The sequence below is a fragment of the Halolamina sp. C58 genome (assembly GCF_051195095.1).
GTDB lineage: Archaea > Halobacteriota > Halobacteria > Halobacteriales > Haloferacaceae > Halolamina.
Window position 1 is genome coordinate 48,306 of record NZ_JBNTJY010000001.1, and the last position, 21,272, is coordinate 69,577.

The following is a 21,272-nucleotide window of genomic DNA, read 5'->3' on the forward strand; positions in this document are numbered from 1 at the left end:
CGGGGGCGCTAATTATCCAAACCGCGCCCGGTTTCGCCCGTCGGTCGGGGCTCAGCGACCCCCTCTCTCCCCCGCGGGAGCGTCCTCGAAAAAGGCGGTGAGCAGTTTCCCCTCGGCGTTTCGGAGGTGGTTGTGCAGCGTCGGCGCCGAGACGCCGACGGAGTCGGCCAGCTCCTCGGCGGTCGTGTCCCGCGGCCACTCGAAGTAGCCCGCGTGGTAGGCCGCCCGGAGCACGGTCGTCTGCCGCTCGGAGAGGCGATCGCCGAGCCGTTCGCGGAACCCGGCGTCGGTCTCGACCGGCCGGTCGACCTGCCGTTTCGCGGCCAGTCGTACCGACGAGTAGGCGTCGGTCACGGCGTCGACGGTCGCACGCACGTCGGCGTCGCCGGGCAGTTCCGCCGTGAGCGTCGTCACGCCGTCGGCCGCCGAGAGCGACCTGACCCGTCCCCCGTGCTCGACCACCGGGAGGACCGGCGTCGCGGTCAACACCAGTTCGATCGCCGCGCCGTCGTCGTACTCCTCGAGCAGCCGTGCGTCCTCGACCGCGTCGGCTGCCGCCGCCCGCGTCAGCACCGACTCGGCGTTCGCCCCCTCGACGGCCGCGTAGAACAGCAGCGAGTCGCCGTCGACCGGGACGAGCCCGGAGAGTTCGACCCGGCAGGACAGCGCCGTCGAGAGGTCGGCGAGCGCCGACGCCGCCGCCGGACACCGGAAGTCGAGTTCGACCGCCGAGTCCGAGAGCACGAGTCGCTTGCGCCGCACGGCCGCGAGCGCGTGGGCGGTCTGCCCGGCGACGGCCGCGACCGCGTCCGTCGCCGCATCGTCGACCTGCTGACTCGCCCCGACGGCCAGCAGCGCCCCGCCGGCGTCGCCGCCCGGGGCGTGGGCGACGACGATCGGCCCGTCCGGACCCGGAAGCTGGCGGGCGGTTCCCTCGGCGGCGACCGCCTCCATCGCGTCGCGGTTGTCGTCGAGGTGGTCGCGGACGGTCCGCTCCGGCACGCCGGCGACGTGGCGGAGCGTGACGGTCTCGCCGGTCCGCTCCGCGAGCCACGCGAACTGGACCCCCTCGATATCCGCCAGTCGGTCGCAGACGGTCGCCGCGACGGTCTCTCGATCCCCGGCGTCGTGGAGCGCGTCGGGCAGCCCTCGCGCGGCGGCGAGCGTGCGGCGGGCCAGCCCGCCGGCGCCGGACCCCTGCTCGCGCTCGGTCGCCGCCCGGACCAGCGCGTCGCGGTCGGGCTCGGGCAGGAGCGGGGCGAGGCTGTCGAGTCTGTCCCAGCCCCCGGCGGCCGCGACGACGGTTGCCGGGACGCCCTCGTCGAGCAGGCCGGCGGCGAAGTGCTCGCGTAGATCCGGCGCCGCGGCGTCGACGCCGTCGACGCGGTCGGACACCTCCCGGATCAGCATCGCGAGCCGTCGGGGCGACACCGAGAACAGCGGCTCGTCGTCGTCGATCCCGTTGCTCGCCGCGTACTGCCGCAGGTCGTGGGCGACGCCGTCGGGCAGCACCGTCTCCCGGGCCGGCTCCGGTGACTCGCCCGCCTCGCGCGCGGCGGCCGTCGACTCGTCGTGGACCGCAACGAGGTGAGTATCGCCGTGTTCGAACACGTCACCGGGCCGGAGGCGTGCCTGCTCGACGGGCCGGAGCCCGGCCTCGCCGGCCAGTCGGACCGCGAGCTCCTCGCGGTGGGTCCGGGTCGCGCGCCGGAGCCGGTCGTACGCCGCGGGCGTCAGTGACACGGTTTCGGTCTGTCGCGCGAAGCGAAATAAGTGCACCGCTCGATTCTCGAATCTCCTCGGGGTAGGGGGATTCGAACGGTGAGAAGCGCCGAAACCGGTTTCGGACGAGCGACTGATCCGAAATCAGTTCGGCGTCCGGGACTGGAGTTCCCCGACGATCTCGGGGTTGCGCAGCGCCGACGTGTCGCCGAGATCCTCGCCGTTGGCCACGTCTTCGAGCAGGCGGCGCATGATCTTCCCCGAGCGCGTCTTGGGGAGGTCCGGGGTGAACACGATAGCCTCGGGGATCGCGACGGCGCCGACGGCGTCCTCGACCGCATCGCGGACTCGCTCCCGGAGCGCGCCCTCGTCGGCGCCGTGTTCGGGCGCGACGAACGCGTAGATCGCGGTGCCGGTAGTCTCGTGGTCCGCGCCGACGACCGCGGCCTCCGCGATCCCGGGGACGCCGACGATCGTCGACTCCAACTCCATCGTGCTGAACCGCCGGCCGGCGACGTTGACCGCCTCGTCGGCGCGGCCGAGGAACGTGACGTAGCCGTCGTCGTCGACCGTCGCGGCGTCCTCCGGGTAGTAGCGCCAGCCGTCCCGCTCCGTCGCCGCGCGTTCGCCCCAGTTGGTCCCCTCCGCGAGCGCGGTGGGCATCCCCGGCCACGGCCGCGTGAGGACGAGCTCGCCGCGCTCGCCGGGCTCGACCGGCTCCCCTGTCGGCCCCAACACTTCGGCCTCGATTCCGGGGAGGGGTTTCCCCGCCGCACCGGGCTTCATCGCGTCGACGCCGGGCAGCGTCGAGACGAGGATCGCCCCCGTCTCGGTCTGCCACCACGTGTCGACGATCGGGCAGTCGCCGCCGCCGATGTGGTCGCGGTACCAGTGCCACGCGCGCTCGTCGATCGGTTCGCCGACCGTGCCGAGGAGGCGGAGGCTGGAGAGGTCGTGGCGCTCGGGGTGCTCGGCGCCCCACTTCATGAACGCCCGGATCGCCGTGGGCGCGGTGTAGAACACGTCGACGGCGTGGCGATCGATCAGCTTCCAGAGCCGGTCGCGCTCGGGGTGGTCGGCCGTCCCAGCCGAGAGCACGGTGGTCGTCCCGAGCGCGAGCGGGCCGTAGACGACGTAGGAGTGGCCCGTGATCCAGCCGATGTCGGCGGCACACCAGTAGGTGTCCTCCGGGCGGATGTCCAGCACCGACTGGGCGGTCCACGCGACGTGAGCGAGGTAGCCGCCCGTGGTGTGGGTGACGCCCCGGGGTTCGCCGGTGGTGCCGGAGGTGTAGATCCGGAACAGGGGGTCGGCGGCGTCCCGGGCGACCGGCTCGACCTCGGTCCCCTCGTGGGCGTCGATCAGGTCGCCGTAGTCGTGGTACCCCTCGCCGAGGTGGACGCCCTGCCCGAGGTGGTCGAGCACGACCACGTCCACGTCGCGGTCCAGCGCGAGCCGGGCGTTGTCGGCTTTGTTCTTCTGGGCGATGGCGTCGCCGCGGCGGTAGTAGCCGTCGCAGGTGAGCAGGAAGCCGGAGTCGGCCCGCCGCATCCGCGTCGCGAGCGCGTCCGCGGAGAAGCCGGCGAAGACGACGTTGTGGATCGCGCCGAGGCGGGCACACGCGAGCATCGCCGCCGGGAGCTCCGGCACCATCGGGAGGTAGATCGTCACCACGTCGCCCTCTTCGACGCCGAGGTCGCGCAGCCCGGCCGCGAGCGCGTTCACCTCGCGGTACAGTTCGAGGTAGGTGTAGCTCCGGCGCTCGTCGAGTTGGCCCTCCCAGACGAGCGCGCGCTGGTTCTTGCGTTCGGGGAGGTGGCGGTCGAGACAGTTGACCGAGGCGTTGAGTTCCCCGCCGGGGAACCACTCGAACGGCGGCGTGTCGCCGCCGCGGAACGCCGTCTCGTACTCGCGCTCCCAGTCGAGCAGATCGCCGGCGCGCTCCCAGCAGTCGGGCCACTCGCGCTCGAACTGGTCGTAGATCTCGGGGTCCGAGACCGCCGCGGCCGACCTGAACCACGCCGGCGGCTTGATCGCCGCTCCCGGCGTGCGGTCGGCGCCGTCGCCCGTCATCGTTTGGGGTGGGTAGTGTGAGGGAGATAAGTTTCCCGCTCGGGGCTCCGTTCGCCCGTTCCGCGAGTAGCAACACCTATCGGGCGAGCGACCCCAGCGGCGACCATGATCGACGAGACGGTCGCCGAGATCCGGGAGATGCGGAGCCACTCCTCCTCGGCCGTGGCGGTGAAAGCCGCCACCGCACTCCGGGAGCTACTGGATCGGGAGTACGTCTCCGCGGACGCGTTCGACCGCGACCTCGAACACAACGCCGGCGCCCTCCGGCGGGCGAACCCCTCCCACGCCTCGCTCCACACCGCGATGCGCAGCATCACCGACGCGGTGGTGGGCGAGGCCGACACCCCCGAGGAGGCCAAGTCGCTGCTCGAACAGGCGATCGAGGAGGCAGTCGAGCGCGTCGAGTCGGGGAAGCGCCGCGCGGCCGCCCACGCGGCGGACACGTTCGACGACGGCGAGACGATCCTGACACACGACTACTCCTCGACCGTCCTCGAAGCCGTCGAGACCGCCTGCGCAGACGGAAAACACCTGACTGCGTACGTCACCGAGGCCCGGCCGCGCTACCTCGGGCGCAAGACCGCCCGGATGCTCGCGGGGATCGACCGCGTCGAGCCCCACCTGCTGGTCGACAGCGCCGCGGGCTACGTCATGGACGAGGTCGACCGCGTGATCGTCGGCATGGACTGCATCGTCGAGGGGACGCTGTACAACCGTATCGGCACCTACCCCATCGCCGCCGTCGCGGACCGCGAGGACGTGCCTGTGACGGTCGTCGGCTCTTCGACCAAGGTGATCGACGAGTTCCGCTTCGAGAACGAGTACCGCCCGGGCAGCGAAGTGATGCGCGAGCCCGTCGAGGGCGTCGAGATCGAGAACCCCGCGTACGACGCGACGCCGGTCGAACTGGTGGACACGCTGATCACCGACGAGGGCGTCGAGGAGCCCTGACCCCGGCCGATGAGCGACCCGCTCTCGATCCGCACCCGGCGCGCCGTCGACGACCGGATCGAGAGCCTGCGCGAACGGTTCGGCGCGTTCCCGGTCGTGGACGTGACCCGGCTCAACGACCCTGACTTCTTCGCCGACGGCGTCGCGCTGTTCGAGTCCGGGGCCCGCGGCGCCGCGGGCGCCCGCGTCACCGACGGCGAGGGGCGACTGCTCCTGCTCCGCGACGACCGCGACCCCGAGACGTGGGTGCTGCCCGGCGGCGGCCACGAGCCGGGCGAGACGTTCCCCGAGACGGCCCGCCGCGAGGTCCGGGAGGAGACGGGCGTCGACTGCGAGATCACGGGCGTCTGGCGCGCGGTTCGCAAGCGGTTCGTCCGCCGGGACGACCCGCAGCGGCGGGGCTACCTGCTCGAGGTGTTCTTCACCGCCGACGCCGTGGGCGGCGAGGCGGGCGTCGACCCGGGCCGACTGGACGAGGGGGAAGAACTGCTCGAAGTCCGGTGGTTCGACGAGGCGCCGGCGAACGCGATCCCGGTGATCGAGGACCGGACCGCGCCGCCCGTGGTGTAGCGTCGACCGTCCTCCGGCCGGCCTCGATCACACGGTGTCCCGGTCCGTGTACGTGTAGCGGCGCGCGATCGACTCGCCGTCGAACTCGTGGAAGTCCGCGAAGCCGAGTTCGACGGCGTCGCCGTTCTGCTCCCCCCGGAACGTCCCGCGGACCGCGACGGTGTTCCCGTCGGGGACGACCGCGTGGAGTTCGTGCTCGCCGTTCGAGAGCGGCCGCCCGTCCTCGTAGAACGACCGCAGCGCCTCGCGGCCCTCGATGGTCGCTTGCCCCGGGCGCTCGTAGACCACGTCCTCGGTGAACAGTGCGACCAGCGCGTCGTAGTCGCCGGCGTCGACCAGCTCGTAGTACCGTCGTGCGACCGATTCTCGGTCCATGGCGGTGCCTGTGTGGTCGAGCCGGTTGAGCGTTGTCCCGTGCCGGCCCGTGTCGCGAGGGGACGGCCGGCGCCGCCGCGCGTGACCTGCCGAGAAGGGTACACTCTTTTCGCCGCAGGTCGACGCCGCGAGTATGAGCGAGCCAGACGTGCTGCTGCTGCGCCAGAAGATCCACGGACTGTCCGTCGACGAGTACGCCGACGCGATGCGCGACCGACTCCCCGAGGCCGACATCGCCGTCGGCCGGACCCCCGAGGAGGAGCGGGAGCTGATCGAGAGCGCACGGGTCGTCGCCGGCTTCAACATCGACCCCGAGATGCTCGACCGCGCGGCGAACCTCGAACTGTTCGCCTGTTCCTACGCCGGCACGGGCCACCTCCCGATGGAGGCGCTGGAGGAGGCCGGCGTCGCCGTCACCAACGCCTCGGGCGTCCACGGGCCGAACATCTCGGAGTACGTGATCGGCGCGCTGATCTCGCTGGCCCGGAACTTCCCGCGGGCGGCCCGCCAGCAGGAGAAGCGCGTCTGGCAGTCCTTCGGCAGTCAGGAGCTGTACGAGTCGACGGTCACCGTCGTCGGGATGGGCGCGATCGGACAGGCGGTCGTCGATCGGCTGGAGCCGTTCGAGGCCGACACGATCGGCGTGCGCTACACGCCCGAGAAGGGCGGCCCGACCGACGAGGTGCTCGGCTTCGACGAGATCCACGACGCGCTGCGGCGCAGCGACTCGGTCGTGCTCGCGTGCCCGCTCACGGACGCGACCCGGAACCTCCTCGACGACGAGGCGTTCAAGACGATGCCGGCGGACGCCAACCTCGTCAACATCGCCCGCGGGGGCGTCGTCGACACCGACGCGCTGGTCCGCGCGCTCCGGGGCAACGCCATCGGCGCGGCGTTCCTCGACGTGACCGACCCCGAGCCGCTGCCGGCGGACCACCCGCTCTGGGGGTTCGACAACGTCCGGATCACCCCCCACAACGCGGGCCACTCCCCGGTGTACTTCGAGCGACTGGCCGACATCGTGGCGGGGAACTACGAGGCGCTGGAGAACGGCGGCGAGATCGAGAACCGCGTCGTCTAGCTCAGACCCAGCCCTCTTCGACGAGCAGTTCGCCGTTGAGCACCGACGCGCCGGCGGCGCCGCGGATGGTGTTGTGTGCGAGACAGTTGTACTGAACGCCCTCGGCGGTCTCGCGCAGCCCGCCCGCCGAGATCTGCATCCCCTGTCCGCGCATCCGGTCGAGCCGCGGCTGCGGGCGATCGGGATCGGCGAACACGTGGACCGGCTGCTCGGGCGCCGACGGCAGGTCCACGCCGTCGAGGCCCGCCAGCGCCTCGTGGACGGCCTCGGCGGTCGGGTTCGCGTCGAGCTCGGCGAACACGTTCTCCAGGTGCCCGTCGAGCGAGGGGACGCGGTTGCAGGAGGCCGACACGTCCACGTCGTGGAGCGAGAGCTCGCCGTTCTCCACGTCGCCCAGCAGCTTGCGGGACTCGGACTCCATCTTCGCTTCCTCGCCGCCGATGTGGGGGAGGACGTTGTCGATGATCTCCATCGACGTGACGCCGGAGTAGCCCGCGCCCGAGACCGCCTGCAGGGTCGCGACGTGGACGCGTTCGAGGCCGAACTGGTCGAGCGCGGCGAGCGTCGGGACCATGGTGATCGTCGAGCAGTTGGGGTTCTTGACGAGCGCGCCGTCCCAGCCGCGCTCCTCGCGCTGGGTTTCGAGCAGGTCGAGGTGGTCGGCGTTGACCTCCGGGATCGTCAGGGGTACGTCCTCGGCCATGCGCTCGTTCGAGGAGTTCGAGGAGACGACGTACCCCGCCCGGCAGAGCTCGGGCTCGATCTCGGCGCCGACGCCGGAGGGCAGCGAGGAGAACAGCAGATCGAGGTCGTCCGGCAGCGCCTCGGGGCTGGTCTCCCGGACGGTCATCCCCGCGACGTACTCGGGAATCGGCGTGTCGACGCGCCACTTGGCGGCGTCGCGGTACGCCTTCCCGGCGCTCTCCGGGCTGGCGGTGACCGCGGCGATCTCGAACGTCGGGTGGTCTTCGAGTAGTTGGACGAACCGTTGGCCCACGGCGCCGGTGGCGCCGAGGAGGCCGACACGTACGGACATTACCCGGTGTGGGAGTGGCGTGCCTAAGTGCGTTCGGGTAGCGGGAGAGAGCCCGGCTACCCACCGATTTCGAGAGTTCCGAGCTCTCAGTCACGGTTCAGTTGCGAACCGTCGGCACGTTTCCGGCGACGCCGACGAACTCTCGGCGGACGCCCGCCCGCGCTGATGTCCCGCCGGGATCGCCGCCGACACACCCGAGGGACGTGTGATTCCCTCCCACTACGGAGCGAAGTGCCGACTAGTTTTATACGGTCTCGAGATATATCTCCACGAATATGCCATCAGAGTTCGGCGCGCTGTCGGTGCTGCCGCCGCTGCTCGCGATCGTGCTGGCGATCGCGACCCGGAAGGCGGTGTTGTCGCTGTTTCTCGGCATCTGGGCCGGGGCGGTGATCTACACGGGCAGCCTCGGGATCGTCCAGACGTTCGATTGGATCGTCGCCGCGGTCGCCGGGGATTTCCACGTCCGGATCCTCGTCTTCACCCTGCTGTTGGGCTCCGGCGTCGCGATGATCTGGAACCTCGGCGGCTCCTACGCGGTCCGCGACTGGGCGATCGCGAAACTGGACAGTCAGCGGAAGGTCGGCGCCGTCGCGTGGCTGCTCGGGGTCGTGCTGTTCTTCGACGACTACGCCAACACCGCGATCGTCGGCTCCGCGATGAAGGACGTCTCGGACCACCTGCGCATCTCCCGGGAGAAGCTCTCTTACATCGTCGACTCCACGGCGGCGCCGGTGGCGACGCTCGGCATCTCCTCGTGGGTCGCGTTCCAGCTCTCGCTCATATCCGACGGGTACGCGGCCGCGGGCGTGTCCGACCACCCGCCCGCGTTCGAGGTGTTCCTCAGCTCCATCCCGTTCAACATGTACTCCATCCTCGCGATCGTGATGGTCGCGATAATCGTGTTCTCCGGCCGTGACTTCGGCGAGATGCTCGACGCGGAGCACCGGTCGTGGCGCACGGGCGCGGTGAGTCGTGCCGACGCCCGCCCGATGCAGGACGTGGAGTCCGACCTCGGCGAGCCGAGCGCGAGGAACCCCCGGCTCGTGAGCTTCTTCGTGCCGATCATCGTGCTCATTGCCGTCACGATCGCGAGCGCGCTGTGGACAGGCTACTCGCCCGGCGCGAGCCTGATGGACATGGTGACCAACGCCGACTTCGCGTCGGCGCTGATCTACGGCTCGTTCGCGATGGTCGTCACGGGGTTCGCCCTCGGGAAGTTCTACGGCATCCTCACGCTGGGGGAGTCGACGGACACCGTGATCGAGGGGTTCGGCCTGATGCTGACGGCGGTGTCGATCCTCGTGCTCGCGTGGGGGATCGGCGAGGTCGTGAGCGCGCTCCAGACCGGCGAGTACGTCGCCGGGATCGTCGGCGACCAGTTCCCGATCGCGGTGCTGCCGGCGCTCGTGCTGGTGCTCGCGGCCTTCATCGCGTTCTCGACGGGTACCTCGTGGGGCACGATGGGGATCCTGACACCGATCGTGATCCCGGTCGCGTGGAACCTCACCGGCGACCACACGATCATCGCGGCGATGGTCGGCGTGATCTTCTCCGGCGCCATCTTCGGCGACCACAGCTCCCCCATCTCGGACACGACGGTGCTCTCGGCGACGTTCACCGGCGCGGACCTGATCGACCACGTCCGCACGCAGCTGTACTACGCGCTCACCGTGGCGCTCGTCGCCGTCGTGCTGCTGCTCGTGTGGGGGGTCACCCGGATCACTCCCGTCGCGCTGCTGCCCGTCGGCGTCGTCGTGCTCGTCGGCCTCGTCTACGGGCTCTCCGAACTCGACGCGGGCCGCAAGGGAATCGAGCCGGTCGCCGCCGACGGACCGCAGGAGTCGGGCCCCGCGGACGACTGACGGGGTCGGTGGGGCGAGCAGCCGGCGACGACAGACGGTGTCGCCGAGGCGAGCAGCCGGCGACGACAGACGGTGTCGCCGAGGCGAGCAGCCGGCGACGACTGAGGCCCTCCCGACGCTCCTTTTAAACCGCTACGGACGGTAACTGTACTCCGCGCCTTCAGTCCCCACCCGAGCACTCCCACATGGGAGCGATGACAGCGTGGCGAACCCGGGCGCGGCACATCCGTCGCGAGAGCGACCGCCCGCCGGGGCGTACCCGGTCGCCCGGCACGAGGGTTAGCCAGCCGACGCGGCACGCAGCCCCGGGATGAGGCTGGCAGTTAGTGTTCCGGGCGTACATTTCGAGCGCACCGTAAGAACCCTCTGTGAATCTATGATCGCGTCAGGCATCGGCTATCGTTGGACGGACTCATTCCGTAGTGACGCCTCCGTCCCGCGGGATCTGTGAAAACAGTCGGTGAGGTGGGGTCTATCGGGAGTACTCACATCTGCCGGCACCGGACGCCTCTCAGGGTAAAACGAGACGTATCAGGGTTCCTTCGTCGCGGACTCCCCGTCTTGATGTGCTCGGACGAACGCCCGACGGAGGACTGTCAAGAGCACGTACGTCTCGTATTTTTGGGTACGACAGTGCTCGCAGGGTTGCATCTCTGCCGTGATCTCGTCGATCTCGTCGTCGTACTCATCGGTCAGAGTGCCGAGCGCCCTCTCGATCTGTGGCTGGACCGCGTCGACCATCTCCTCGACAGCGAGATCGGCTGATTCCGGCAGCGAGTACGAGAGAACGGTCGTGTTTGCGCCGTAGTATTTGGTTGTCCCACCCCGTCCCTCCTCGAATCGAACTACATCCACGAGGCCCGCATCCCGGAGTTCGTTGATGTGGTGACGCACGGTGTTCTCTGTCCGATCTACCCCGCGGTCAGCGAGGCGCTCGTGTACGTCGCTCGCCGTCAGCGCTTCCTCGGCGAGAATATCCAGAATCATCGCCCGCATCGGTTCGTCGATGGCGTCGGAGACCCGCGTGTCTCGAATGGCGATGTCCTCGAGATCGCGGGCAGAATCGGACGTGCTCATACGTGAACTAACGGCCTGTACACGCTAAGTAATAACGACCGCCGTCCGAACTTCGCGCGGCGCCTGTTCTCGGGAGAGCTCTGAAAGCTCGAGACGACTCGTTTGTCCGTTCAAACACATCGTATCTCTATTCAAACATATCATTTAAAAAATACTTATGCCGGCTCCGATGCTACGTTGAACTGCAATGAGCGAAACGACGCAACTCCGCGTGATGGACTTCGACTGTCCGAGCTGTGCGAGCACCGTCGAACGCGCCCTCTCGAAGAAGGAGGGCGTCGAAGACGTCGAGGTACACTACTCGACCGGTCGCGTCGAGATCGACTACGACGACAGCGTCGCCGACCCCGCCACGTTCGAACAGACCATCGAGAACCAGGGCTACACGCCCCAGCCCGCCTGAGGAGGAGAGCCATGGATACCCAATCAGTAAAACAGTACTACCGCAAACACCGGAAGGCCATCATCGTCGCGGTGAGCGGCCTGCTGTACGCCGGCGGGTGGACCCTCGGCTACGTCTCCGCCTTCGACACGGCGAGCGCCGCGATCCTGATCCTCGCGGCGATCGTCGGTGGCTACGACATCGCCAAGACCGCCTATCACGAAGTCACAAGCCGGACGCTCGGCATCAAGACGCTCGTGACCTTGGCCGCCGTCGGCGCGATCGGTATCGGCTCGTACTGGGAGGCCGCCGCGGTGGTCTTCCTGTTCGCGCTCGGCTCGTACCTCGAAGGCCGGACGATGCGCAAGACGCGCAACGCCCTCGAAGAACTGCTGGAGATGACGCCCGACACGGCCACCGTGCGCCGCGACGGCGAGCAGAAAGAAGTCCCCGCCCGCGAGGTCGAAACGGGGGAGGTCGTCATCGTCAAACCCGGCGAGAAGATACCCGTGGACGGCGACGTCGTCGAGGGCGAGAGCGCCGTCAACCAGGCGCCGGTCACCGGCGAGAGCGCGCCCGTCCACAAAGCCGACGGCGACGAAGTGTACGCCGGCACCATCAACCAAGAAGGCTCACTGGAGATCGAGACGACGGGCGCCGGCTCGGACACGACGCTCCAACGGATCATCCAGCGCGTCGAGGCGGCCCAGGAGGCCCAGTCCCCGACGGAGAGCCTCATCGACCGCTTCGCGAAGTACTACACGCCCGGGGTGATCGCACTGTCTATCGGGGCCTACGCAGTCACGCAGAACGCGATCCTGTCGCTGACGCTACTGGTCATCGGTTGCCCCGGGGCCCTGGTGATCGGACCGCCGGTCAGCATCGTCTCCGCGATCGGCAACGCCGCCCGAAGCGGCGTTCTGATGAAGGGCGGCGAGCACCTCGAACGGGCGGGCAAGATCGACCTCGTCGCCTTCGACAAGACGGGCACGCTCACGAAGGGCGAGACGACCGTCGCCGACGTTGCCGGGTTCGGCGCCGAGGCCAGCGACGTGCTGGAACTCGCGGCCATCGCCGAAAAGAAGAGCGAACACCACCTCGGCGACGCCATCCTCGAGGCGGCGCGGAACCGACGGGACCCCGTGGCCGATGGCGGGACGACGACTTCCCGGGCGGACGGCGATTCAGCAACCACGGACGGGCGGTCGCTCCCCGACCCGGACGATTTCGCCGTCGTCGCCGGGAAGGGCGTCGTCGCGCACTACGATGGCCGCGAGATCGTCGTCGGGAACCGCGCACTGCTCGACGAGCGCGGGGTCGAACTCCCCGACGACGTGGCGGAGTACGTTCGCAAGCGCGAGGAGCGCGGCGAAACTGCCGTCCACGTCGTCCGCGACGGTGTCGTCGTCGGTGCGATCGCGCTCCGGGACGAACTGCGCGAGGCCGCGCCCGGCGTCGTCGCGAGACTCCAAGACGCGAGCATCGAGACGGTGATGCTCACCGGCGACAACGAGCGTACCGCTCGTGCGGTCGCCGAGGAGGTCGGCATCGACGACTACCGCGCGGAGCTGCTCCCCGAAGACAAGCAAGCGGTCATCGAGGAGTACCGCGAGGCGGATCACGTCGTGGCGATGGTCGGCGACGGCATCAACGACGCGCCGTCGCTGGCGACTGCCGACGTGGGGATCGCCATGGGCGCCGCCGGGACCGACACCGCCATCGAGACGGCGGACATGGCGCTGATGGCGGACGATCTCGAACGCATCCCCGACGCGGTGACACTCAGTAAGGCCACCCGGCGGAACATCTACGAGAACGTCGGCCTCGCAGTGCTGACGGTGACGCTCCTGCTGGCAGGAGTCCTGACGAGCTACGTCACGCTCGCACTCGGGATGCTCGTCCACGAGGCCAGCGTCCTCGCCGTGATCGGCAACGGGATGCGGCTGCTGCGGTACTGAACAGGACCGAATCACGACCAGCGATCACAAAAGCTCACAATGTCAGAGAACACGACTCCGACCCACACGAACCGACCCGGCTCGAACATGGCCGTCGAATACGACGCCGAACCGATCCGGATCCGTGACCCAGTCGCGGAAGCGCTCGCCGTCCTCGATCCCGGCGACCCGTTCGTCGTCACCTACGAGGACGTGGTGACGGCGGCGGGTCACTCCTGCCCGACCGCGTCGGGCGCCTATCGCATCGCCCAGCTGGGACTCGACGCGCTGTACCCCGACAATCTCCCCGTCCGGAGCGAGGTCGAGGTACTCGCTGCGGGACCGCGTGACGACGCCACGTACGGCGTGATGGGGCGGCTCATCTCGTACGTGACCGGTGCGGCCCAGGAGGACGGCTTCGGCGGGCTCGCCGGCGGCTACGGTGACCGCCGGAACATGTTGACGTTCGACGCGTTCGACCCCGATACTGCTGCCCCGACGTTCCGATTCCGCCGGACCGACACTGACGAAACCGTCGAGGTGACCTACCACGTCGGCGACGTTCCGGACGGCGGGCCAGCGCTCGGCAACCTCCAACGGATCGTCGAAGGAACGGCGAGCGACGAAGAGCGCGAGCTGTTCGCTGACGTGTGGCATGGTCGCGTCCGGAGTGTGCTCTCCGACGACTCGCTATTCACGGTCACGACCGTCGAACACTGACCACAGAACGCTCGATTTTCGGTCCGCCGAGCCCGCTGGGAGAGTCGTCCGGTACTGTTCCGGGCGACACTCGACCGGTCAGCGTCGGCGCCGTCGAACGGGACACGCTCGTTCCCCGGCCGAACCGGCTGAATCGGCGGCGCTGAGAAGACGTAAATCGGTGGTTTTGGGCGCCCTAATCGCCGATATCGGGGAGTACCAGCTACAAGCTTTATTAGGGTGGCAGCCCAACTACTGACTGAGTATGAGTACCCAGAAGACTGCCCGACAGCGTGCCGACACGGTCGAGGAGAACGCGGTTCGTATCGACACCGAGAAGGCCGAACAGATCATCGACGCCCTGAACCGAGATCTCGCGTCGACGTACGTGCTCTACCACCAGGTACGCAAGCACCACTGGAACGTCGAGGGCGCCGAGTCCGGCGACCTGCACGACTTCCTCGACGACGCCGCGGGGACGCTCGAGAGCCACGCCGACGCGATCGCCGAGCGCGCGCAGGCGCTGGGCGGCGTCCCCGTCGCGGGCCCGGCCGCACAGGAGGAGCACGCCTACGTCGAGTTCGAGGGCGAGGACGTGTACGCGATCCGCGACTCGCTGGAGGCCGACCTCGAGGCCTACGGCGACGTGATCGAGAACGTGCGCGAGCACGTCGGCCTCGCGACCGACCTCGGCGACTACGCGACGGCCGAACTCCTCCGCGAGGTGCTGGAGGACCTCGAGGACGACGCCCACGACATCGACCACTACCTCGAGAACGACACGCTCGTCCAGGAGTAAGCCGTGTCCGAACCAAAACGCGGACGGCTCGTCCGCGACCTGCCGGGCGGGACCGTCCGACAGGAACGGGGCAGCGTCGAGGAGAACGCGGTCCGGCTCGACCCCGACGAGGCCGCCGAGATGGTGGAGGCGCTGAACGTCGCTCACGCGGGGGCGTTCAACCTCTTCTATCTCGTGCGGAAACACTACTGGAGCGCCGAGGGCGCCGAGTCCGGCGAGGTCGCCGAGTTCCTCGGTGACGCCTATGGGCGGCTCCGCGAGATCGACGACAGCGTCGCCGAGCGGATCACCGAGCTCGGCGGCGTCCCCGTGAGCACGCCGCCGGAGATTCAGGAGTACGCCGCGGTCCACCTCGAAGCCGAACACCTCTACAGCCTGCGCGCTTCGTTGGAAGGCGATCTGGACGCGTACGCCACGCTGGCCGTCAGCTTCCGGGAGGCGATCGAGACTGCCGACCGGATCGGCGACGAGGCCAGCTACGAACTGCTCTCGGACCGCCTCGAGACGATCGAGGACGACGCCCACACGATCGAGCGCTTCGTCGAGGACGACGCGCTCGTGGAGGTGGACGCATGAGCGCGCCCCACCTCCGACGCCCGGCCGACGAGGAACTGCGCCGCGAGTGGGGCAGCGTCACCGACAACGAGATCCGGCTCGATCCCGAGGCGGCCGCCGCGGTGATCGAGGACGTGAACCGCTGCCTCTCTGGGCTGTACATCCTGTTCAATCAGCTCCGCAAGCACGTCTGGACGATCGAGGGCGTGGAGTCCCAGCAGGTCGAGCAACGGCTCGAGACGCAGGCCGACCGTCTCAGCGACCTGACCGACGAGCTCGCGATCCGGGTCCACGCGCTGGGCGGCGTCCCCGTCAACGGGCCGATGGGCATCCGCGAGCACGCGCCGATGCGCATCGAGGGCGGCGACGTGTACGCGCTGCGGGACGCACTCGCGAGCGACCTCGACGGCTACGCGACGCTCGCGGTGACGTTCCGCGAAGCGATCGAGACCGCCCGCGAGGTCGGCGACGAACGGACTGCGGAAGCGCTGGAAGAAGGACTGCTCACGATCGAACAGGACGCCCACACCGTCGAGCGCTATCTCGCCGACGACAGCCTCTAGCGGCGGACGTCGACCGTCAGATCGGTCGAGATCCAGCCGTCCTCGTTCCCTTCCTCTGTAAACACGGTTCGTTCCGTCGAGAGACAGCGGGCGTTCACGGCGGGCAGGTCGCCGGTCTCGGCCGCCTCGATCTGCTCCTTCGTCGGCATTAGCTGGGTTTAGGGACACCTAAAGAGAAAAAGGTTCGGGTCGGGACGCGCGGGGCTATATAGCGATCCCGACGTGACCGGACCGTTCCGTAGAGATGTCCAAACACGGACTCGTACAACTTTAAAATATGCATACCCCTGTGGGGTTTCCTGTATCCAATCCGTTATTTCGCCCCAGAAAGCATCTCGCTCGTGTGCAAGATTCCAACGAGGGCGGTCGTGCACGGCGGACGTTTCTGAAGACGGCTGGGGTCGTCGCCACCGCGGGGCTCGCGGGCTGTAGCGGTGGCGGGAACGAAGGGGAGTCCCCGGCGACCGGCGGCGGAGGTGGGGAAACTGAGACGGCGACGCCCGAGAGCAGCGACGGGGAGACGCCGACCGGGAACACGCTGTCGCTGTCGATCCCGAACGCGGCGAACTTCGACCCGGTCCAGATCAAGGGCGACGGCTCGCAGATCGTCTCCGATCACGTGTTCAGCGAGCTGTTCTCCCTCCCTCGCGGGAGTCTGGAGCCGGAGGCACAGCTCGTCTCTGACTACTCGGTCTCCGACGACGGCCGGACGTACACGTTCCAGCTCCGCGAGGACGTGACGTTCCACAACGGCGAGCAGCTGACGGCGTCGGACGTGGTGTACTCCTGGGAGCGCCTCGCGGCCTCCGAGAACAGTCAGGAGGGCGGCGTGATCCTCAACGGTGGCTTCCAGATCGAGCACGAGACCACAACCGAGACGGTCGACGGCGAGGAGCAGGAGGTGTACGAGCCCGGGAGTCTGGCGGTCGAGGCCGTCGACGACACCACCCTCGAGGTGACGCTCGCGAGCCCCTTCTTCGACGCGCTGTTCTGGTTCGCGTACGGCTCGCTGAGCCCGGTCCCGGAGGGGATCGTCGGCGACATCGAGGGGTACGACGGCGAGATGGAGTACTCGGAGTTCGCCTCCCAGTCGCCGATCGGGACGGGTCCGTTCCGCACGGACACCGTCGAGACGGGGACGGAGGTCGTCCTCGCCGCCGACGAGGAGTACCACGGCGAGGCGCCCGGCCCCGACGAGATCCGGATGCAGGTGGTCCAGAACACGCAGGCGCGGTACCAGCGCGCGGTCAACGAGAGCGTGCAGGTGTTCGAGCTCCCCAACTCCCGGTTCGATCCGAGCAAGGTCTCCTTCGAGGAGAGCCGCGAACTGGGCCAGCGGGTCGGGACGTACGGGCCGCTGTCGAACGACGAGACTGTGAACTACGCGACGTGGGACGACGCCTACACCGCGTACTTCATCTTCGACTGCTCGCGCGTCGAGAAGCCGATCCGGCAGGCGCTGAACTACGCGGTCAACCAGGAGAACTTCGTCGAGCAGGGGTTCCGCGGCGTCGGCGAGCCGGCGTACCACCAGAGCCCGCCGTCGGTGTTCCCCGGCGGCAAGGAGGCGTACGACCGGCACGCGCAGGAGAACTTCCCGTACGGCTACAACGAGGCGATGATGGAGGAAGCCCGGACGACGATGGAAGAGGCGGGCTACGGCCCCGACAACCCCGCCTCGGTCACGCTCTCGCTGTACAACGACCGGAACCCGGACGCCTACTCCCGGATCGCGAACATCCTGCGCTCGAAGGCGGCGTCGATCCACGTCGACCTCACGATCGAGCGCGCGCCGTTCAACACCATCATCAGCGAGGCCGTCAGCGGCAACCTCGACATGTACACGCTCGGGAACGGGCTGGAGTACCCCTCCCCCATGGACATGCTCAAGTTCGGCCGCCCGTACGACGGGAACCTCGTCCGGTGGCGCGAGGACCCCTCCGACGCGTCCGAGCGGGCGGCCGAGGCGTGGGAGCAGATTCAGAACAACCTCGGCCCGGGCGAGGCCGCACAGGAGGCCCGCAACGAGGCGTTCATCACGATGGAGGAGGCGATCTGGGAGGACGCGATCTACCTCACGAACTACCACCCGCGCGGTCAGCAGTGGTGGTACGACGACGTGGACGTGCCGGTCCAGAGCAGCGGCTTCCACGACCGACTCTACGACGACGTGACGTTCTGACCCCCCGGCCGATTTTTCTCCCCACATGATAACTGTTCGACTCGACTACGCCTCATGAATCGGCTCGGCTACCTGCTCCGACGGATACTGATGTCGATCCCCGTGCTCTGGCTGGGGACGACGGCGACGTTCCTGATCATCCGGGTCGGTCCGCTCAGCCCGGCCGCGGCGATCGTCGGCCCGGTCAACAGCGCACAGGCGCAGGAACAGCTGGAACGCATCCGCCAACAGCTCGGGCTCACCGACCCGATCGGCGTGCAGTACGTCGAGTACATGACGAACCTGATCACGCTCGATCTCGGGCAGTCGTGGGTCGTCTACCCGGGGCAGAGCACGATCTCGCTGCTCGCGCAGTTCGGGCCGCGGACGATCTGGCTCGGGCTCTGGGCGGTGCTGATCCCCATCTTCGTCGGCATCCCGCTCGGGATCTACGCCGGGCTCAACGCCAACACCGCCGAGGACTACGCCGCCTCGATCGGGGGGATCGTCTGGCGGGCGATGCCGAACTTCTGGCTGGCGGTGATTCTGCTTGCGCTTTTGTCCCGCACGGACTCGCTGTTCCTCGGCGCGGGCTGGGAGTCGTTCCTCGTCGAGACCGATCTCGTCGGGGCGCCCGACCTCTCGAACCTCGGCAGCGTCGACGGGTTCGTCACGGCGACGAAGCAGATCCTCCCCGCCGCGTTCGTGCTCGGCTCGGCGTCGATGGGGAACGAGCTCCGGCTCTCCCGGACGGCGGTCCTCGAGATCATCACCGAGGACTTCGTCGACATGGCGAAAGCCACCGGCGTCCCCGACTACCGGATCATCGGCAAGCACGTGCTCCGGAACGCGATGATCCCGCTGATCCCGATCGTCACCAGCGAGGCGTACCTGCTGGTCGGCGGGAGCGTCCTCGTCGAGGTGGTGTTCGGCATCAACGGCATCGGGACGCTGTTCTACGAGGCCATGACCAGCGGCGACCTCCCGCTCGCGGGCTCGCTGATGTTCGTGTTCATCCTGATCACGGTCTCCATCAACATCGCACAGGACCTCCTGTACACGCTGATCGATCCCCGGATCGGCTACGAGGAGCGACGATGAGCGGGGGCGTCTACCAGCGGGACGCCGACCGGCGTCGGCTCCCCGTGCTCGTCAACTCCGCGGCCGGCTGGGCGCTGATCGCCGGCCTGCTGGTGCTCCCGGAGCTCGGCGCGCTGCTGCAGTTCGCCGCGGAGATCCTCCCGCTCGGCGCCGGGGTGTCCAGCCTCGCGGACAGCGTCCCCACCCTGATCAGCCGGGAGACGATCCCGAACCAGGGGGCGCACGTCCCCGGCTCCGGTTGGCAGGGGACGTTCCTCGGCCTGTCGCCGGCGGGCGCGTGGGCGCTGCGAGTGGGGGTCGCGTTCCTCTACGGCGGCGTCTGGTGTGTGTGGCTGTGGTACGGCTACCGGCTCTGGCGGCGGGAGTACCGCGACGCCGACTGGACGCCGCGGGACGACGCGGTCCGTGGGTTCGGCCGCCACCGCTGGGGGCAGTTCGGGCTGGTCGTCGTGGTGCTGTTCCTGATCCTCTCGGTCTTCGCCCCCGCGCTCGGCCCGACGACGATGGAGCGCAACGTCGAGGACCCGTTCAGCTACGAGGTGAGCTACTACGACGAGGACGCCGGCGAGGTGCAGACGGTGACGGTCGGGCAGGCGAACCTCGAGTCCACCTCGCAGGGGATCCCGGAGCGCAACGTCGGGCTGTTCAGCTACGACCGGTACAACCGCTACCACCCGTTCGGCACGCTTCCCTCGGGGCAGGACCTGTTCACCGCGGTCGCGCTCGGCGCGCGGGTGTCGCTGTTCATCGGGCTCGTCGCGATCGCCGTCAGCGCGGCCGTCTCGGCAGCGCTCGCGCTGGTCAGCGCGTACTACGGCGGACTGGTCGATCTCGCGATCGTCCTGCTCAGCGACGCGACCCAGTCGCTGCCACAGCTGCTGGTGGTGATCATGCTCTCGGTGGTGCTCTCCCAGACGTGGATCGCCGGCCTCTACAACGGCGCGGTGTTGCTCGCGCTCATCTTCGCGCTCACGGGCTGGCCGTCGCTGTGGCGTGCGGTCCGTGGGCCGGCGCTGCAGGTGTCCGAGCGGACGTGGGTCGACGCCGCCGACGGCTACGGGCTCGACTCCCCGCGGACGATGCTGCGGCACATCTTCCCGTTCGTCGTCGGCTACCTGCTCGTCTACGCGTCGATGAGCCTCGGCGGCATCATCATCGGCGCCGCCGGCCTCTCGTTCCTCGGGCTGGGCGTCACCGCGCCCACGCCGGAGTGGGGCCGGCTCGTCAACGTCGGCCAACCCTTGCTCACGACCGTCTCGTGGCACATCGCGGTGATGCCGGGCGTGCTGATCGTGATCGTCGTGACGGGGTTCAACGCGCTGGGCGACGGGATCCGCGACGCGATCGACTCCGAGACCAACCTCGAGAACGAGGAGGAGGCCAGCGCGGCCGCCAGCGGGGCCGGAGGGTAACGATGTCGGGCGATCACCCACTCGCGGCGGCGTGGACGCGCGTCCGGAACGTCGTGAGTTCGACCGCCGCGACGTACCGTGAGGACGGCCACGAGGTCGTCGAAGTCGTGGCGGATCACGCGACGGTGCGACAGACCGACGACGCGGTGACGCTGAGCTTCACCGCCCCGGGCGACCTCGCGGACGAACTCGCGGCGGCGGTCGACGACGACGCGGCCTACCGGACCGAGGTCCAGTACGTCGACGTGGACGGGACGCGGCTGTTCGTACTCGACGTGCAGGCCCCGGACGCGCCGGTCGTGCTGCTCGCGGGCGGCGTGGGCCACGACTCGCTGCGGCCACACGCGTCCGAGCCCGACGCGGCCGCCCGCACGCTCGTGCGCCGCGTCGACGGGCGCGAGGCGGCCCGGTTCGACCACGAACGCGTCGCGCCGTTCGTCGACGGGCTCTAGCCTCCTACATCCCGTCGTCGGCGGAGTCGCTCTGCGTCATGATGACGCCGCTGAGCAGCATCAGGAGCGCGAGCGCGACCATGCCGGCGTCCCAGCCCATCCCGGCGCTCGGTCCGGGCATGCCGCCCTGCATCCCGCCGCCCATGCCGCCGCCCATCCCGTCCATCATCCCCGAGCCGAGCAGCGCTTGGTTCAGCAGCATCAGCACCGCGTACGCGATCATCAGCGGGCCGCTGGCGTCGCCGAGCCGGTCGGCGTAGTCGGTCAGCAACAGCGCGCCGTGGACGAGCACGACGGCGCCCAGCACGGCCATCAGCCAGCCGCCCGTCCCCATCGCCCCCATCGACGCGCTCCACAGCGAGTAGCCGCCGGAGACGGCGGCGATCGCGGCGCCGTACAGCCGCGTGTTCGAGACCATACGTGCGCTTCGCTCGCGCGGCGCTTAAACCCGGCCTCGCCGG

General features: G+C 69.1%; 21 protein-coding genes. 14 read left to right on the plus strand and 7 right to left on the minus strand.

Annotated features, from left to right (window positions below; translation table 11 throughout):
- Nucleotides 1-51 precede the first annotated feature (51 nt).
- Entirely contained in the window at nt 52-1,743 is a 1,692-nt protein-coding gene (locus ACQUSM_RS00280; protein WP_435114886.1) for a bacterio-opsin activator domain-containing protein, read from the minus strand.
- 123 nt (nt 1,744-1,866) lie between these two features.
- Nucleotides 1,867-3,795 carry an acetate--CoA ligase gene (locus tag ACQUSM_RS00285; protein WP_435114887.1) on the minus strand — a complete coding sequence of 643 codons (1,929 nt, stop codon included), beginning with the start codon at nt 3,793-3,795 and terminating at the stop codon, nt 1,867-1,869.
- Nucleotides 3,796-3,900: 105 nt separating this feature from the next.
- On the opposite strand from ACQUSM_RS00285, the gene ACQUSM_RS00290 reads away from it, so the two are divergent.
- Both ACQUSM_RS00290 and ACQUSM_RS00295 read left to right on the plus strand, forming a co-directional pair.
- Complete coding sequence (locus ACQUSM_RS00290) at nt 3,901-4,746, plus strand: translation initiation factor eIF-2B (RefSeq protein ID WP_435114888.1); 846 nt, start codon at nt 3,901-3,903, stop codon at nt 4,744-4,746.
- Nucleotides 4,747-4,755: 9 nt separating this feature from the next.
- Nucleotides 4,756-5,316: an NUDIX hydrolase gene (locus ACQUSM_RS00295; RefSeq protein WP_435114889.1), complete on the plus strand. Its 561-nt coding sequence runs from the start codon at nt 4,756-4,758 to the stop codon at nt 5,314-5,316.
- Between the two features lie 27 nt (nt 5,317-5,343).
- Here the strand turns inward: ACQUSM_RS00295 and ACQUSM_RS00300 are convergent, their stop codons facing one another.
- Nucleotides 5,344-5,691 (minus strand): nuclear transport factor 2 family protein, encoded by a 348-nt coding sequence (locus ACQUSM_RS00300; protein ID WP_435114890.1) that lies wholly within the window; start codon nt 5,689-5,691, stop codon nt 5,344-5,346.
- A gap of 133 nt (nt 5,692-5,824) precedes the next feature.
- Here ACQUSM_RS00300 and ACQUSM_RS00305 point away from each other — a divergent pair, with 133 nt between their 5' ends.
- Nucleotides 5,825-6,772 carry a D-2-hydroxyacid dehydrogenase gene (locus tag ACQUSM_RS00305; RefSeq protein ID WP_435114891.1) on the plus strand — a complete coding sequence of 316 codons (948 nt, stop codon included), beginning with the start codon at nt 5,825-5,827 and terminating at the stop codon, nt 6,770-6,772.
- Between the two features lies 1 nt (nt 6,773).
- Here ACQUSM_RS00305 and asd read toward each other — a convergent pair whose 3' ends face one another.
- Complete coding sequence (gene asd, locus ACQUSM_RS00310) at nt 6,774-7,808, minus strand: aspartate-semialdehyde dehydrogenase (protein ID WP_435114892.1); 1,035 nt, start codon at nt 7,806-7,808, stop codon at nt 6,774-6,776.
- Between the two features lie 275 nt (nt 7,809-8,083).
- On the opposite strand from asd, the gene ACQUSM_RS00315 reads away from it, so the two are divergent.
- Entirely contained in the window at nt 8,084-9,673 is a 1,590-nt protein-coding gene (locus ACQUSM_RS00315; RefSeq protein ID WP_435114893.1) for a Na+/H+ antiporter NhaC family protein, read from the plus strand.
- Between the two features lie 531 nt (nt 9,674-10,204).
- Here ACQUSM_RS00315 and ACQUSM_RS00320 read toward each other — a convergent pair.
- Nucleotides 10,205-10,750, minus strand: a complete 546-nt coding sequence (locus ACQUSM_RS00320; protein ID WP_435114894.1) for an ArsR/SmtB family transcription factor — start codon at nt 10,748-10,750, stop codon at nt 10,205-10,207.
- Between the two features lie 187 nt (nt 10,751-10,937).
- Between ACQUSM_RS00320 and ACQUSM_RS00325 the strand changes: the two genes are divergently transcribed.
- The 6 genes from ACQUSM_RS00325 (at nt 10,938) to ACQUSM_RS00350 (ending at nt 15,685) form a co-directional block, all read left to right on the plus strand.
- Nucleotides 10,938-11,153, plus strand: a complete 216-nt coding sequence (locus ACQUSM_RS00325) for a heavy-metal-associated domain-containing protein (protein ID WP_435114895.1) — start codon at nt 10,938-10,940, stop codon at nt 11,151-11,153.
- Nucleotides 11,154-11,164: 11 nt separating this feature from the next.
- On the plus strand, nt 11,165-13,090 hold the full coding sequence (locus tag ACQUSM_RS00330; protein ID WP_435114896.1) for a heavy metal translocating P-type ATPase: 1,926 nt from the start codon (nt 11,165-11,167) through the stop codon (nt 13,088-13,090).
- Between the two features lie 39 nt (nt 13,091-13,129).
- Nucleotides 13,130-13,789 carry a hypothetical protein gene (locus tag ACQUSM_RS00335; RefSeq protein WP_435114897.1) on the plus strand — a complete coding sequence of 220 codons (660 nt, stop codon included), beginning with the start codon at nt 13,130-13,132 and terminating at the stop codon, nt 13,787-13,789.
- Between the two features lie 244 nt (nt 13,790-14,033).
- Nucleotides 14,034-14,567 carry a DNA starvation/stationary phase protection protein DpsA gene (dpsA, locus tag ACQUSM_RS00340; protein ID WP_435114898.1) on the plus strand — a complete coding sequence of 178 codons (534 nt, stop codon included), beginning with the start codon at nt 14,034-14,036 and terminating at the stop codon, nt 14,565-14,567.
- 3 nt (nt 14,568-14,570) lie between these two features.
- Complete coding sequence (dpsA, locus tag ACQUSM_RS00345) at nt 14,571-15,143, plus strand: DNA starvation/stationary phase protection protein DpsA (RefSeq protein WP_435114899.1); 573 nt, start codon at nt 14,571-14,573, stop codon at nt 15,141-15,143.
- Entirely contained in the window at nt 15,140-15,685 is a 546-nt protein-coding gene (locus ACQUSM_RS00350; RefSeq protein ID WP_435114900.1) for a ferritin-like domain-containing protein, read from the plus strand. Before dpsA (ACQUSM_RS00345) ends, ACQUSM_RS00350 begins: the two co-directional genes overlap by 4 nt.
- Here the strand turns inward: ACQUSM_RS00350 and ACQUSM_RS00355 are convergent.
- Nucleotides 15,682-15,834, minus strand: a complete 153-nt coding sequence (locus ACQUSM_RS00355; protein ID WP_435114901.1) for a hypothetical protein — start codon at nt 15,832-15,834, stop codon at nt 15,682-15,684. The two genes, ACQUSM_RS00350 and ACQUSM_RS00355, sit on opposite strands and share 4 nt — an antisense overlap.
- 194 nt (nt 15,835-16,028) lie before the next feature.
- Between ACQUSM_RS00355 and ACQUSM_RS00360 the strand changes: the two genes are divergently transcribed.
- The 4 genes from ACQUSM_RS00360 to ACQUSM_RS00375 are packed head-to-tail and all read left to right on the plus strand — an operon-like array spanning nt 16,029 to nt 20,811.
- Nucleotides 16,029-17,867 carry an ABC transporter substrate-binding protein gene (locus tag ACQUSM_RS00360; protein ID WP_435114902.1) on the plus strand — a complete coding sequence of 613 codons (1,839 nt, stop codon included), beginning with the start codon at nt 16,029-16,031 and terminating at the stop codon, nt 17,865-17,867.
- A gap of 54 nt (nt 17,868-17,921) precedes the next feature.
- A complete protein-coding gene (locus ACQUSM_RS00365; protein ID WP_435114903.1) occupies nt 17,922-18,947 on the plus strand; it encodes an ABC transporter permease in 1,026 nt (341 codons plus the stop codon).
- Nucleotides 18,944-20,359 (plus strand): ABC transporter permease, encoded by a 1,416-nt coding sequence (locus ACQUSM_RS00370; protein WP_435114904.1) that lies wholly within the window; start codon nt 18,944-18,946, stop codon nt 20,357-20,359. Before ACQUSM_RS00365 ends, ACQUSM_RS00370 begins: the two co-directional genes overlap by 4 nt.
- Nucleotides 20,360-20,361: 2 nt before the next feature.
- Nucleotides 20,362-20,811 carry a DUF7529 family protein gene (locus ACQUSM_RS00375; protein ID WP_435114905.1) on the plus strand — a complete coding sequence of 150 codons (450 nt, stop codon included), beginning with the start codon at nt 20,362-20,364 and terminating at the stop codon, nt 20,809-20,811.
- A 4-nt stretch (nt 20,812-20,815) separates the two neighbouring features.
- Here the strand turns inward: ACQUSM_RS00375 and ACQUSM_RS00380 are convergent, their stop codons facing one another.
- Complete coding sequence (locus ACQUSM_RS00380) at nt 20,816-21,229, minus strand: hypothetical protein (protein WP_435114906.1); 414 nt, start codon at nt 21,227-21,229, stop codon at nt 20,816-20,818.
- Nucleotides 21,230-21,272 lie beyond the last annotated feature (43 nt).

Coding starts and splice junctions, on each gene's coding strand:
- ACQUSM_RS00285 (WP_435114887.1), bottom strand. CDS start 3,795: ATGACGGGCGACGGCGCCGACCGCACGCCGGGAGCGGCGATCAAGCCG.
- ACQUSM_RS00290 (WP_435114888.1), top strand. CDS start 3,901: ATGATCGACGAGACGGTCGCCGAGATCCGGGAGATGCGGAGCCACTCC.
- ACQUSM_RS00295 (WP_435114889.1), top strand. CDS start 4,756: ATGAGCGACCCGCTCTCGATCCGCACCCGGCGCGCCGTCGACGACCGG.
- ACQUSM_RS00300 (WP_435114890.1), bottom strand. CDS start 5,691: ATGGACCGAGAATCGGTCGCACGACGGTACTACGAGCTGGTCGACGCC.
- ACQUSM_RS00305 (WP_435114891.1), top strand. CDS start 5,825: ATGAGCGAGCCAGACGTGCTGCTGCTGCGCCAGAAGATCCACGGACTG.
- asd (WP_435114892.1), bottom strand. CDS start 7,808: ATGTCCGTACGTGTCGGCCTCCTCGGCGCCACCGGCGCCGTGGGCCAA.
- ACQUSM_RS00315 (WP_435114893.1), top strand. CDS start 8,084: ATGCCATCAGAGTTCGGCGCGCTGTCGGTGCTGCCGCCGCTGCTCGCG.
- ACQUSM_RS00320 (WP_435114894.1), bottom strand. CDS start 10,750: ATGAGCACGTCCGATTCTGCCCGCGATCTCGAGGACATCGCCATTCGA.
- ACQUSM_RS00325 (WP_435114895.1), top strand. CDS start 10,938: ATGAGCGAAACGACGCAACTCCGCGTGATGGACTTCGACTGTCCGAGC.
- ACQUSM_RS00330 (WP_435114896.1), top strand. CDS start 11,165: ATGGATACCCAATCAGTAAAACAGTACTACCGCAAACACCGGAAGGCC.
- ACQUSM_RS00335 (WP_435114897.1), top strand. CDS start 13,130: ATGTCAGAGAACACGACTCCGACCCACACGAACCGACCCGGCTCGAAC.
- dpsA (WP_435114898.1), top strand. CDS start 14,034: ATGAGTACCCAGAAGACTGCCCGACAGCGTGCCGACACGGTCGAGGAG.
- ACQUSM_RS00350 (WP_435114900.1), top strand. CDS start 15,140: ATGAGCGCGCCCCACCTCCGACGCCCGGCCGACGAGGAACTGCGCCGC.
- ACQUSM_RS00355 (WP_435114901.1), bottom strand. CDS start 15,834: ATGCCGACGAAGGAGCAGATCGAGGCGGCCGAGACCGGCGACCTGCCC.
- ACQUSM_RS00365 (WP_435114903.1), top strand. CDS start 17,922: ATGAATCGGCTCGGCTACCTGCTCCGACGGATACTGATGTCGATCCCC.
- ACQUSM_RS00370 (WP_435114904.1), top strand. CDS start 18,944: ATGAGCGGGGGCGTCTACCAGCGGGACGCCGACCGGCGTCGGCTCCCC.
- ACQUSM_RS00375 (WP_435114905.1), top strand. CDS start 20,362: ATGTCGGGCGATCACCCACTCGCGGCGGCGTGGACGCGCGTCCGGAAC.
- ACQUSM_RS00380 (WP_435114906.1), bottom strand. CDS start 21,229: ATGGTCTCGAACACGCGGCTGTACGGCGCCGCGATCGCCGCCGTCTCC.